General features: G+C 63.3%; 10 protein-coding genes. 8 read left to right on the top strand and 2 right to left on the bottom strand.

The window, feature by feature from the left end; all coding sequences use genetic code 11:
• Nucleotides 1-48 precede the first annotated feature (48 nt).
• The 3 genes from mtrA to BCAL_RS13375 are packed head-to-tail and all read left to right on the top strand — an operon-like array spanning nt 49 to nt 4,482.
• A complete protein-coding gene (gene mtrA, locus BCAL_RS03875) occupies nt 49-855 on the top strand; it encodes an MtrAB system response regulator MtrA (RefSeq protein WP_043165331.1) in 807 nt (268 codons plus the stop codon).
• Nucleotides 852-2,606, top strand: coding sequence for an MtrAB system histidine kinase MtrB (gene mtrB / locus BCAL_RS03870; protein WP_052119083.1), 1,755 nt, complete (start codon nt 852-854; stop codon nt 2,604-2,606). The genes mtrA and mtrB overlap by 4 nt, the downstream gene beginning before the upstream one ends.
• Nucleotides 2,590-4,482, top strand: coding sequence for an LpqB family beta-propeller domain-containing protein (locus BCAL_RS13375; protein ID WP_238549611.1), 1,893 nt, complete (start codon nt 2,590-2,592; stop codon nt 4,480-4,482). Before mtrB ends, BCAL_RS13375 begins: the two co-directional genes overlap by 17 nt.
• Here the strand turns inward: BCAL_RS13375 and BCAL_RS03860 are convergent.
• Nucleotides 4,457-4,726, bottom strand: coding sequence for a hypothetical protein (locus tag BCAL_RS03860; RefSeq protein WP_043165330.1), 270 nt, complete (start codon nt 4,724-4,726; stop codon nt 4,457-4,459). The two genes, BCAL_RS13375 and BCAL_RS03860, sit on opposite strands and share 26 nt — an antisense overlap.
• Before the next feature lie 358 nt (nt 4,727-5,084).
• Here BCAL_RS03860 and fruE point away from each other — a divergent pair, with 358 nt between their 5' ends.
• From fruE to BCAL_RS13700, 5 genes are all read left to right on the top strand, one after another.
• Nucleotides 5,085-6,068 (top strand): fructose ABC transporter ATP-binding protein FruE, encoded by a 984-nt coding sequence (gene fruE / locus BCAL_RS03855; protein ID WP_043165328.1) that lies wholly within the window; start codon nt 5,085-5,087, stop codon nt 6,066-6,068.
• Nucleotides 6,069-6,230: 162 nt separating this feature from the next.
• Nucleotides 6,231-7,760, top strand: coding sequence for a fructose ABC transporter ATP-binding protein FruK (fruK, locus tag BCAL_RS03850; protein WP_043165326.1), 1,530 nt, complete (start codon nt 6,231-6,233; stop codon nt 7,758-7,760).
• Between the two features lie 11 nt (nt 7,761-7,771).
• Complete coding sequence (gene fruF, locus BCAL_RS03845; protein WP_043165323.1) at nt 7,772-8,842, top strand: fructose ABC transporter permease FruF; 1,071 nt, start codon at nt 7,772-7,774, stop codon at nt 8,840-8,842.
• Complete coding sequence (gene fruG, locus BCAL_RS03840; protein WP_043165321.1) at nt 8,839-9,861, top strand: fructose ABC transporter permease FruG; 1,023 nt, start codon at nt 8,839-8,841, stop codon at nt 9,859-9,861. The genes fruF and fruG overlap by 4 nt, the downstream gene beginning before the upstream one ends.
• Nucleotides 9,862-10,545: 684 nt before the next feature.
• On the top strand, nt 10,546-11,127 hold the full coding sequence (locus BCAL_RS13700; protein ID WP_081887227.1) for a TM2 domain-containing protein: 582 nt from the start codon (nt 10,546-10,548) through the stop codon (nt 11,125-11,127).
• A gap of 99 nt (nt 11,128-11,226) precedes the next feature.
• Here the strand turns inward: BCAL_RS13700 and BCAL_RS03830 are convergent, their stop codons facing one another.
• Entirely contained in the window at nt 11,227-12,690 is a 1,464-nt protein-coding gene (locus BCAL_RS03830; RefSeq protein WP_043165482.1) for an MFS transporter, read from the bottom strand.
• Nucleotides 12,691-12,699: the final 9 nt, after the last annotated feature.

Genomic DNA, 12,699 nt, shown 5'->3' with positions numbered 1-12,699 from the left:
TGATCGCGAAGTGAGGAATTCAAGGAAGATGGCAGAAAGAGGCCGGCGATGACGCAGGACGAGCTTGAAGGCAGGACGATCATGATCGTCGACGACGATCAGGCGCTGGGGGAGATGCTCTCGATCGTGCTGGAAAACGAGGGATTCCGCACCGTCACCTGTCTCGACGGGCTGCGCGCCGTGGAGATGTTCCCCACCGTCGAACCGGACCTCATCCTGCTCGACGTGATGCTGCCCGGCATCGACGGCACCGAGGTGGCGCGCCGCATCCGTGCGACCTCCTCGAACGTGCCGATCATCATGCTCACCGCGAAATCCGACACCGTCGACGTGGTCGCCGGTCTCGAGGCCGGAGCCGACGACTACGTGTCGAAGCCCTTCAAGGTCGTCGAACTGCTGGCGCGCATCCGCGCCCGCTTCCGCATCCAGCCCAAGGCCGCCGGTGTCGTCGGCTCCTCCGCAGGAGCCCGCGGTCTCGTCCCGAACGGAGACGCCGGCCCGTCCGGGATGGCGCAGGGCGGCAACGGCGATCCGAACCGCATCGAACGCGGCTCGATCGTCATCGACCGTCTCGCCCACACCGCCACCAGGGACGGCCGTGACCTCTCCCTGACGCCGATGGAGTTCGAACTGCTCGCCGTGCTCGCCGCCTCGGCCGGCGACGCGATCAGCCGCTCCAGCCTCCTCAAGCGCGTCTGGGGGTACGAGTCCTCCGGAGACACGCGTCTGGTCAACGTGCACGTGCAGCGTCTGCGCGCCAAGGTCGAGGACGATCCCGAACATCCGAGCGTCATCGTCACCGTGCGCGGCATCGGCTACAAGTTCGTGCCGCCCGAGCCCCGCGCCGACGCATGAGCGAGAAGTCGCGCAGCGTCGAGCGTCTCGCCGGCAGGCTGCGTCGCGGGCCGCATCTCCGGCGAAGGTTCAGCTGGCGCAGGCTGATCAGAAGCGGCCGCGCCGAGGTCAGACGATCGCTTCAGGCACGCACCGTGGCTCTCGTCGTCCTGATCGCACTGGCGGTCGCGGTCGTCTTCTCGATCATGTCGATGCTCTCCGTGCGCTCCTCGATGATCGACCAGGTCACCAATCAGGCGCACTCCGACTTCTCCGACATGGTCTCGCAGGCGCAGACCGCGCTCGACTCCGCCGACGTGTCCGATTCGGTGCAGTACCAGCAGCTGGTCAACGACATCGCCTCATCACTGCAGAACGAGGGTGCGGCCAATCTGATCGGCGTCTACCTGTGGAGCCGTGATATGTCGAACCGGCTCATCGTGCCGGTCTCCACGGACCCCACGTACGAGTCCGACATCTCCGACGACATCCGCGTCGCCGTCTCCTCTGACACTTCGGACCGCGTGTTCTATCAGCCCGTCTCCATCGCCGGCTCCGACGGCGACAGGGTACCGGCCGCGGTGCTAGGCACCTCCCTCGACTTCGGCGCGACCGACGGGCTCGCCCTCTTTGCCCTGTTCTCCTACGAGACGCAGCAGACGTCGCTGCTGCAGATCCAGCTCAACCTGCTTGTCGTCTGTCTCGCGTTAAGCGTGCTCATGGGCCTGCTCGTGTGGTTCACGCTGCGCGGCATCGTCCGTCCCGTCTCCGAGGTGGCTGCCGCCGCCGAAACGTTCGCGTTCGGCGATCTCGACGCGCGTGTTCCGGAGAACCGCAACGACGAGATCGGTTCGCTGCAGCGCTCGTTCAACTCGATGGCCGGCGCGTTGAACCAGAAGATCGACGAACTGGAGGAGGCCGGCGCGATGCAGCGGCGATTCGTCTCCGACGTGAGCCACGAGCTGAGGACCCCCGTCACGACGATGCGCATGGCCTCCGATCTGCTCGAAAGCCGCAAGGACGAGTACGATCCGATGACCCGTCGCACCGTCGAACTGCTCGGCGGGCAGATCAACCGATTCCAGGACATGCTCGCCGACCTGCTGGAGATCTCCCGCTACGACGCCGGATACGCGGCCGTCGACCTCGTCGAGACCGACGTGCGCGACCCCATCGACGAGGCTGTCGACCAGGTGAGCGAACTCGCCGCGGCCAAACGCGTGCCCATTCACGTGTACCTGCCCAACATCCAGGTGCTCGCGCGCATCGACGCGCGCCGCATCATCCGCATCGTCAGGAACCTCCTCGCCAACGCCATCGACTTCGCCGAGGGCAATCCGATCGAGGTGCAGCTCGCCGCCAACCGCCGCGCCGTCGTCATATCCGTCAGGGACCGGGGCATCGGCATGTCACCGGATCAGGTCACGCACGTCTTCGACCGGTTCTGGCGCGGCGACCCCTCGCGCGCCCGCACCACCGGCGGTACCGGACTTGGCCTGTCGATCGCGATGACCGACGCCAGACTGCATAAGGGCACGATCCGCGTGCGCTCCAAACTCGACGAGGGCACATGGTTTCTCGTCATCCTGCCGCGCGACCCGGGCAAGGGTCCGGTCGCCGACGCGGAACTGCCGATCGACTTTAGGCATGACACCGACCGGATGGTCGTCACCGGCGGATTCGGCGTCGCCGACAACCGCAGCGTCGACTATCTCGAAGGGCAGCCCGAAGAGCAGGGGGAACAGGAGGGGCATCATGCGCAGGAACCATGACATGCATGGCGTGCATTGCGTGCGGCATTGCATACTAAGAGCGTTCGCGGCGGCGTTCGCCGTCCTCGCGCTCGGGGCGACGACCGCCTGCTCAAGCCCCATCGGACTGCCCACATCCGGCGCGATCCGCGCCACGGCACCGGTGGAGAAGCAGACGAGACGCGTCTACACCAGCCCCGAAGGGCCCGCCCAGAACGACCAGCCCGAAGGCATCGTCGAGGGGTTCTTCAGCGCCATGCCGGCAGGCGTACAGGCCGATGGCTACCGGGTGGCCCGTGAATACCTCTCCGAATCGGCGTCGGACACGTGGAACGGAGACGCGTCCGCCATCATCTACGACGGCACGCCCACCTACAGCAGAAAGGCGATCCCGCGTGCCAGCTCCGTGGAGACGGGGGCTCTTGAAATCGATGTCGAGATGAACGTCATCGGACGGCTCGACGGACAAGGCCTGTTCACCCCCACCGTCCAAGGCGATCCCACGGTCCTGTCGTTCACGATGAGCAAGGAGTCGGGACAGTGGCGCATCTCGGGGCTCGACGACGGCGTCGTCGTCTCGTCCGCCGACTTCGAGCAGGTGTTCCGTCAGGTCTCCGTCTATCGGGTCGACGCCGCCGGCAGGCATCTCGTCCCCGACGTCAGATGGTTCAGTTGGCGCAACTGGCGTACGCAGGCAGTCAGAGCCGTGCTCTCCGACGGACCGGCATGGCTCGGCGAGGCCATCAGGAGCCTTGATGCGGACAAGGTCATGCTCGCCGTCGATTCCGTGCCGATGGAGAACAACAAGCCGCAGGTGCAGCTGACGGACGGGTTCCTCGCACTGTCGTCGGGGGAGCGCGCTCTTCTCGCCCATCTGATCCGGTTGACCCTGGGCGATGGGGTCGTGAGCGCGCCGCTCAAGCTGCTGGTCGACGGCGCCGATTATTCGGACATCGACGGCGGCGTCAATCTGGATGCGCAGCAGCCCAGTGTCGGCATCTACACGCTCACCGACGGCCGCGTGGTCTCGCTCGATTCATCGAGCCCGCTGCGCGTGGGTGAGACCAAGGGATTCGATGACGCGAGGGGATTCGCGTTCTCCTCATCCGGCGGGGCCGTATTGCGTTCGGATGGCGTCGTCGAATGCCTCAAGGCGGACGCCTCGTCATGCGGCGTCATGTTCTCGGGGCACGCCATGACCTCGATCTCCTCCGGTCTCGACGGCGAGATCTGGGCCGTGTCCCGTGACGGTCGCAGCCTGTACGTGTCGAGGGACGGCGTCAGCCGTGAGATCAAGCCCCTCTGGCTGGGTGATGAGGTGATCCATTCGGTCGCGGTGTCACCGGAGGGGGCGCGTCTGGCACTGGCCGCGGACGACGGGGTGAGATTGACGGGAATCGGTCGTGATGACAGCCAGACGCCGTCCAAACTGTCCTCGCAGGCGACGAAGGTGAGCGAGCGCGGTGATGTGACGATGGTGACGTTCTATAACGATCTGAATCTGGTGTACGTCACTTCGGCGATGCCGACCGGTGCGGCCGGGAAGGAGGGCGACCGTGGTTCCGCGCAGGTCGCGCAGCAGGCGTTCCGTCAGATCACGCCCGGTCCCGATGCGCAGCAGCGTCTGCCCGATTCGACGGTCATCGCATTGGCCTCCGGGCAGATTGCCCTCTATCGCAGGCTGGCCGTGCTCGACGATCTGGGCATCGTGCGTTCCGTTTCTGGTTCGCTTGACGGATCATGGTCGATCGCCGAATCCCAGGTCACCGCGCTGGGGCGCAATAACGCAGGTGACGTAACGAATTGCGCCCCGTCCGGATGGAACGGGGCGCAATTCGCATGCGTATGGAGCGTGGGGCGGACGGGCCGGATCAGATGCCGCCGTACTCGCTCTTGAAGAGCTCCTGCGGCACTTCGGAGTTCAGCGGCACCTCGTAGATGAGGTACTGCATGTTGAATGGGATGTTAAAGAGGTGTCGCTTGACGCCGTACACCTCCTCGGTGCCCAGGAAGTTGAAGTTGTCCGGGCACTCCGGCTCCCACTTGGCCAGCAGGTCGGCCGCGTCGCCGATGGTGGCGGCCACGCCGGCCAGATGCTTGACGCCGTCGATCTGCTTGAGGATGAGGAAAACGGTATCCATGAAGGGTTCCTTTCATGTTGCGTCATGTTGCGTTGTTCGGTGTGAGGCGACGGTGCTCGTCGCCCGTGTTACCTAGCTATCCGACGTAGCGCCATCGCCACTATGTAGTAGGGGCTTCGGCGCCTCGTTACGGCATCCCTATTATCGCTCGAAAACGGCGAAACCGCGCCGATATCTCGGCTTCGGAGGGCAATGTTATCAATTTGTTATGAAGCTGTTATCGAATCGTTATCGCCTCAGATTGAACGGTCGCGATGTTTGATTCATACTTGGGATTGTCGATGACGGAGCGTCATCAAGGAAAACAGCCAAGGGGATGAGCCCTTGGGAGTCTCGATAACTCGAGGAGGAGTACACCATGAAGAATTGGAAGAAGGCCATCGCGCTCGTTGCGTCCGCCGCGGCTCTGGTCAGCGTCGCCGCCTGTGGTTCCGCGTCCAGCTCCAGCAGCGGCGATTCCGGTAAGAAGGTCGTCGGCTTCGTCGCCGTCGGCCCGGAGGGCGGCTTCCGTACCGCCAACGAGAAGGACATTCAGGCGGCGTTCAAGGCGGCCGGATTCGACCTTCGTTACTCGCCGACCCAGAACAACGACCAGCAGAAGCAGATTCAGGCCTTCAACAAGTTCGTCAACGACGAGGTCGACGCCATCATCCTGTCCTCCACCGAGGATTCCGGCTGGGATGAGTCCCTGAAGAAGGCCGCCGAGGCCGAGATCCCGGTCTTCACCGTCGACCGCAACGTGGACGTCAAGGACGCCGACGCCAAGAAGGCCATCGTCTCCCACATCGGACCGTCCAACGAGTGGGCCGGTGAGCAGGCCGCCGAGTTCATCAACAAGAGCTTCCCGGACGGCGCCAACGGCTTCATCCTCGAGGGCCCCGCCGGCCTGTCCGTGGTCAAGGACCGCGGCACCGGCTGGAACAACAAGGTCGCCTCCAACATCAAGGTCCTCGAATCCCAGTCCGCCAACTGGTCCACCGATGAGGCCAAGACCGTGACCGCCGGCCTGCTGGACAACCACAAGTCCGAAAACCCGCAGTTCGTCTTCGCGCAGAACGATGAGATGGGTCTCGGCGCCGCTCAGGCCATTGACGCGGCCGGTCTCAAGGGCAAGGTCAAGGTCGTCACCATCGACGGCACCAAGAACGCGCTGCAGGCCCTCGTCGACGGCGACCTCTCCTTCGTGATCGAGTACAACCCGATCTTCGGCAAGGAGACCGCTCAGGCCGTCAAGGACTATCTGGACGGCAAGAAGGTCGAGGCCGACATCCAGATCGAGTCCAAGACGTTCGACGCCGCCTCCGCCAAGGAAGCTCTGGATTCCGGCTCCCGCGCCTACTGATCGACACTGATCGACATCCGGCCCTGGCCGGATCCGTGATGGACCGAAACCGCACATGAAAACGCATGATGGTGCATGAAGTACTGCTTCGTGCACCATCATGCATGTCGGGTCGAAATATCACAAAACGGTAACAATCTCCCTTCTCCCAAAGGCAAAGATATGACAGACAAAACCCCTATCGTCGTGATGAAGGGCATCACGATCGAGTTCCCGGGCGTCAAGGCCCTGGATGGTGTCGATCTGACGCTCTACCCGGGCGAGGTCCACGCGCTCATGGGTGAGAACGGCGCCGGCAAGTCGACGATGATCAAGGCGCTCACCGGTGTGTACAAGATCGACGCCGGATCCATCGTCGTCGACGGAAAGCCGCAGCAGTTCAACGGCACGCTCGACGCGCAGAACGCCGGCATCGCCACCGTGTATCAGGAAGTCAACCTGTGCACCAACCTCTCCGTCGGCGAGAACGTGATGCTCGGTCACGAGAAGCGCGGTCCCTTCGGCATCGACTGGAAGAAGACCCACGAGGCCGCCAAGCAGTACCTAGCGCAGATGGGCCTCGAACACATCGACCCGCACACCCCGCTGTCCTCGATCTCCATCGCCATGCAGCAGCTGGTCGCCATCGCACGAGCCATGGTCATCAACGCCAAGGTGCTCATCCTCGATGAGCCGACCTCCTCCCTTGACGCCAACGAGGTGCAGGACCTGTTCGCCATCATGCGCAAGGTGCGCGACTCGGGCGTCGCCATCCTGTTCGTCTCCCACTTCCTCGATCAGATCTACGAGATCACCGACCGACTGACCATCCTGCGCAACGGCCGCTTCATCAAGGAGGTCATGACCAAGGACACCCCGCGTGACGAGCTCATCGGCATGATGATCGGCAAGTCCGCCGAGGAGCTCTCGCAGATCGGCGCCAAGAAGGCGCGTCGCGAGATCACCCCGGGCGAGAAGCCGATCGTCGACGTCAAGGGCCTTGGCAAGAAGGGCACCATCAACCCGGTCGACCTCGACATCTACAAGGGCGAGGTCGTCGGCTTCGCCGGCCTGCTGGGCTCCGGCCGCACCGAGCTTGGCCGTCTGCTTTACGGCGCGGACAAGCCGGATTCGGGCACCTACGAGCTCAACGGCCAGCAGGTAAGCATCAGCGATCCGTACACCGCGCTGAAGCACAAGATCGCGTACTCCACCGAGAACCGCCGCGACGAGGGCATCATCGGCGACCTGACCGTCCGTCAGAACATCCTCATCGCCCTGCAGGCCACGCGAGGCATGTTCAAGCCGATCCCGAAGAAGGAGGCGGACGAGATCGTCGACAAGTACATGAAGGAGATGAACGTCCGACCGGCCGATCCCGATCGTCCGATCAAGAACCTCTCCGGCGGCAACCAGCAGAAGGTCCTCATCGGCCGTTGGCTGGCCACGCACCCCGAACTGCTCATCCTCGACGAGCCGACCCGAGGCATCGACATCGGCGCCAAGGCCGAGATCCAGCAGGTCGTCCTCGACCTGGCCTCGAAGGGCATGGGTGTCGTCTTCATCTCCTCGGAGCTCGAGGAGGTCGTCCGTCTGTCCGACGACATCGAGGTCCTCAAGGACCGTCACAAGATCGCCGAAATCGAAAACGACGATACCGTCTCGCAGTCCACCATCGTCGAGACGATCGCCAACACGAACGTGAATAACTGAAAGGAGGGATGATGGCTGATAAGAAGCAAGAAGACAAGAACAACGTCTTCAAGAAGCTGCTGTCCTCGAACCTGACCGTCGAGGTCATCGCACTCGTCCTGCTGATCCTGCTGTGCACCCTGTTCGATCACGCGTTCCTGGCACTGTCCTGGAACAGCAACACCGGCGGTCTCGCCGGCCCGCTGATCACGATGCTCCAGGAATCCGCCCGATACCTGATGATCGCCACCGGCATGACCCTGGTCATCTCCACTGCGGGCATCGACCTTTCGGTCGGTTCCGTCATGGCGGTCGCCGGCGCCGCGGCCATGCAGGCCCTCAACGGCGGCATGAACGTCTGGGTCGCCATCCTGCTGGCTCTCGTCATCGGCATGGTCGTCGGATGCGTCAACGGCTCCCTCATCGCGTTCCTCGGCCTCCAGCCGTTCATCACCACGCTGATCATGATGCTCGCCGGCCGAGGCCTGGCGAAGGTCATCACCTCCGGCGAGAACACCGACGCCTCCGCGGTCGCCGGCAGCGAACCGCTCAGGTGGATGGCCAACGGCTTCATCCTTGGCATTCCGGCCAACTTCGTGATCGCCGTCATCATCGTGGCTCTCGTCGGCCTGCTGTGCCGCAAGACCGCCATGGGCATGTTCATCGAGTCCGTCGGCATCAACCCCGAGGCCTCCCGCATGACCGGCATCAAGCCCAAGAAGATCCTCTTCCTCGTCTACGCGATCTCCGGCCTTCTCGCCGCGGTCGCCGGCCTGTTCGCCACCGCATCCGTGATGCGCGTCGACGTGGTCAAGACCGGTCAGGATCTCGAGATGTACGCGATCCTCGCGGTCGTCATCGGTGGCACCTCGCTGCTCGGCGGCAAGTTCTCCCTCTCTGGCAGCGCCGTCGGCGCCGTCATCATCGCCATGATCCGCAAGACCATCATCACCCTCGGCATCGATTCCGCCGCAACGCCGGCCTTCTTCGCCGTCGTCGTGATCGTGATCTGCGTGATGCAGGCTCCCAAGGTTCGTAACCTGAGCGCGGAACTCAAGCGCAAGCGCGCGCTCAAGGCCCAAGCAAAGGCGGTGGCAGCATGACAACAGCTACGGCAACCCCGGCCAAGAAGGCCGCTAAGAAGACGCGTCGCATGGACGCGCAGATGATTCCGACCATTGCGGCAGTCGTGATCTTCATCCTGATGATCATCATGGGACAGGCCCTCTTCGGCACCTATCTGCGACTGGGCTTCATCTCCTCCCTGTTCATCGACCACGCCTATCTGATCATCCTGGCGGTCGCGATGACCCTGCCGATCCTGACCGGCGGCATCGATCTGTCCGTCGGCGCCATCGTCGCCATCACCGCCGTCATCGGCATCAAGCTGACCATCGCGGGCGTCCCCGCCTTCCTGGTCATGATCATCATGTTGCTGATCGGCGCAGCGTTCGGCCTGCTGGCCGCGACCCTGATCGAGGAATTCAACATGCAGCCGTTCATCGCGACGCTGTCCACGATGTTCCTCGCTCGAGGCATCGCCTCCATCATCTCGACCGATTCGCTGACCTTCCCGGACAACAACAACTTCGATGTGATCTCCAACGAGATCAAGATCATCGACAACCCGAAGATCTCCAACGATCTGTCCATCAACCTCGGCGTGATCATCGCCATCATCGTCCTGATCGGCGGCTACGTCCTCCTGCACCACACGCGCACCGGACGTACGATCTACGCCATCGGCGGCTCCCGTTCCTCCGCGGAGCTCATGGGTCTGCCGGTCCGTCGAGCCCAGTTCACGATCTACATCACCTCCGCGACCCTCGCTGCGCTGGCCTCGATCGTGTACATCGCCAACATCGGCTCCGCCAAGAACACGGTGGGCGTCGGCTGGGAGCTTGACGCGGTCGCCTCCGTCGTCATCGGCGGCACGATCATCACCGGCGGCTTCGGCTACGTCCTCGGCTCCGCACTTGGTGCTCTGGTCCGTTCGATCATCGACCCGCTGACCACCGATTTCGGTGTCCCGGCCGAGTGGACGACCATCGTCGTCGGCCTCATGATCCTCGTCTTCGTGGTCCTGCAGCGTGTGGTGACCGCCGTCGGCGACAAGAAATAGGCAAGCCCGGTAAGTGTCCCCTAAGGCCCGGTTCCGATCATACGGAACGGGCCTCGGACACCCCGGGTGATCACCGTGAATATCAATAACTGAAATAGCCGTTTCGGGTCGATCGTCTTCGGTCCGTGATGTCCTGGATTTTATTTCTTCCTACCACTCTCCGGGTAGTCCGGAGGAGACGGAAGGAACAAGATCGGGCGGACACATGGATGGTACGCCAATCTCGATCGCCGTTGGAAGGCAACCATCTCTTTATCCTTTCCTCCTTCATCCGGCGTGTGGGGGTGTGGTTCCTGTACGTGGGCCACACCCCCACACGTTTTTGTCTGTTCTCCGCACCCCGACCCCCCATTCCGCGTACGCTGAGTCCCCATCAGCGTACGTTCCTCGTGGCCATCCCCTCGTTATCACCCGCATTCGTACGCTGAGTATGGGGCAGCGTACGAAAACGGGTGATGGAGCGGGAAAGACCACGTTCCGCGTACGCTGACGACAACTCAGCGTACGTTCGTCGGGAGTCAACCCTTTTTAGCCACCGTAAGGGGACGGCAGTCAAGAACCGACACAGACCCAAGGGGTCTCGACAACGGGGACCGGAATCCATAGTCTGTTCGTCGGATATGTGAGAAGATATATGCAACAATGCATGGTCGGTTGATCCGGCTGGAAAGGGAGGACGTCACGATGAGTGATCCGAATCAGTTCAATCAGATCAATCAGACCCCGAATCAGACGGATGGATCAGGACAGGTGGGGTACAACGGGAACACCAGTCAGGAAGCCGGCAACGGGTACCCCGGTCAGGGATATCCGGCGTACGACGGACAGTCGGCAGGATCGGCGCAGTATGGCCAACAGGCGGGATACGCCGGCCAGCAGGCACCGGGGGGATATGGTGCACCCGGATACACCCAGGGATATACCCAGTATGGTTCACAGTACAGTGCGCCATACGGTGCCGGACAATACCAGTATGGACCGGGCGCCCCATACTACGGTCCATACGAGGCGAGGAGCACGAAGTCGAAGATCGCGGCGGGACTGCTCGGCATCTTCCTCGGCGGGTTCGGCGCGCACAACTTCTATCTGGGTAACACGAGCAAGGCGGTAGCGCAGCTCCTGCTCACATTGGTCGGCTGGATCGCATTCGGATTGGGACCGATCGCCGCGGCGATCTGGGGATTCGTCGAAGGCATCCTCATCCTGTGCAGCAGTACGGGAAGCCCCTGGCATCGGGATGCGCAGGGACTTGAGCTGAACGATTGACGATTCCCGTCGACGGGAATACGAAGAAGTCCCCGGGCCATGACGGCTCGGGGACTTCTTCGGTTGATTGGTTATCGGTTTTGGTTGATCGTCCGTATATCACCGGTGCCGTGCCGCACGGATACGGAAGGCCACGGCCAGCGAGAGCCATCCGAGGATGCAGATGACGGTCATCGTGGCGAACACCCACGAGCCGCCGACCGCGGTCGCGTGCATGAACTCGGGGGAGCCCTCCGAGCCATGACCGGCCTGCGCGACCGCAAGGATCGTCGAGAACAGTGCCGTTCCCGCGGCGCCTCCGAACTGGAGGGCCGTGTTGAAGATCGCGTTGCCGTCGGGCGCGAACTCGTGGGGGATCGAACTCAGAGCGCTGGTCATCACGTTCGAATTGCCGAGCGCGAAGAAGAACCCGAAGATGAAGTAGAAGCCGGCGAGCAGAGCCGGGGTCAGGTGCATCGAGAACGCGAACAGCAACGCCGGGCCGAGGATCGCGATGCCGAACGGCACGAGCACCGGACGGACCGCGCCGAACCGGTCGTAGAGCCATCCGCCGAGCGGCGCGCACACGGCGCCGATCAGAGCGCCGGGCAGCACCAGAGCGCCAGCGAGGAACGCGTTCGTGCCAAGGGAAAGCTGCGCCACGTTGGTGATCACATAGCCGAATCCGATCGAGACGATCGGCATGATCAGGTACGCCACCAGATGCAGCAGCACCACACGGTCCTTGAGGATCCCGAGACGCAGCAGCGGCGAGAACGCACGATGGGACAGCCAACCGAACGCGATCAGCGAGGCGAGGCCGATCACGAAGCTCGCCACGGCGATCACGCCCGAGGTACCGACCGGCTGTCCGGACACGGCGGCACTCACAGCCACGCCGGCCTGATTGAGCCCCAGCACCATGCCGACCAGCGCGACGACGATCGCGGTGAGCTGCAGCGGATCAAGATACGCCGCCTCGGTGGGGGACTTCTGCTCGATGCACATGAGGCCCACGAATGCGGCGATGAGCATCAGCGGTATCGCGATGACGAAGATAGCGCGCCACGGCAGCACGGTCGTCACGGCGCCGCCCACGGTCGGGCCGATGGCGGGGGCGACCGTGATGACGAGGGATCCGACGCCCATGAGTCGGCCGATCTTGGAACGCGGCGACTGCTCGAGGATGATGTTCATCATCAGCGGGGTGGCGACGCCCGAGCCCACGCCCTGGATGATGCGGGCGATGATGAGCATCGGGAACGCGCTCGCGAAGATCATGATGATGGAGCCGGTCAGCGCGAGCATGACCGCGGCGATGAAGATCGTCCTCAGACGGAACCGGCGCTTGAGGAACGAGGAGACCGGCATCGTGGCGGCCACCGTCAGCAGGTAGATCGTCGTGATCCACTGCACGGTGGCGGTGTCCACATGGAACTCGCGCATGAGCTGCGGAAAGAGCACCGTCATCACCGTTTCGGTGAGGATGCCGATGAAGGCCAGCGATCCGGTCGCGACGATCGCGCCGATCAGCCTGCCGGGGATGCGCTCGTCGGGAATACGGGAATCAGTCTGCGAAGCCATGCCGCCCCG

The organism is Bifidobacterium callitrichos DSM 23973, from assembly GCF_000741175.1.
GTDB lineage: Bacteria > Actinomycetota > Actinomycetes > Actinomycetales > Bifidobacteriaceae > Bifidobacterium > Bifidobacterium callitrichos.
This window is presented reverse-complemented; position numbering and strand designations above follow the sequence as displayed.

What these genes read in the sequence shown, in the direction of transcription:
- mtrA (WP_043165331.1), top strand. Translation starts at nt 49, where the DNA reads ATGACGCAGGACGAGCTTGAAGGCAGGACGATCATGATCGTCGACGAC.
- mtrB (WP_052119083.1), top strand. Translation starts at nt 852, where the DNA reads ATGAGCGAGAAGTCGCGCAGCGTCGAGCGTCTCGCCGGCAGGCTGCGT.
- BCAL_RS13375 (WP_238549611.1), top strand. Translation starts at nt 2,590, where the DNA reads ATGCGCAGGAACCATGACATGCATGGCGTGCATTGCGTGCGGCATTGC.
- BCAL_RS03860 (WP_043165330.1), bottom strand. Translation starts at nt 4,726, where the DNA reads ATGGATACCGTTTTCCTCATCCTCAAGCAGATCGACGGCGTCAAGCAT.
- fruE (WP_043165328.1), top strand. Translation starts at nt 5,085, where the DNA reads ATGAAGAATTGGAAGAAGGCCATCGCGCTCGTTGCGTCCGCCGCGGCT.
- fruK (WP_043165326.1), top strand. Translation starts at nt 6,231, where the DNA reads ATGACAGACAAAACCCCTATCGTCGTGATGAAGGGCATCACGATCGAG.
- fruF (WP_043165323.1), top strand. Translation starts at nt 7,772, where the DNA reads ATGGCTGATAAGAAGCAAGAAGACAAGAACAACGTCTTCAAGAAGCTG.
- fruG (WP_043165321.1), top strand. Translation starts at nt 8,839, where the DNA reads ATGACAACAGCTACGGCAACCCCGGCCAAGAAGGCCGCTAAGAAGACG.
- BCAL_RS13700 (WP_081887227.1), top strand. Translation starts at nt 10,546, where the DNA reads ATGAGTGATCCGAATCAGTTCAATCAGATCAATCAGACCCCGAATCAG.
- BCAL_RS03830 (WP_043165482.1), bottom strand. Translation starts at nt 12,690, where the DNA reads ATGGCTTCGCAGACTGATTCCCGTATTCCCGACGAGCGCATCCCCGGC.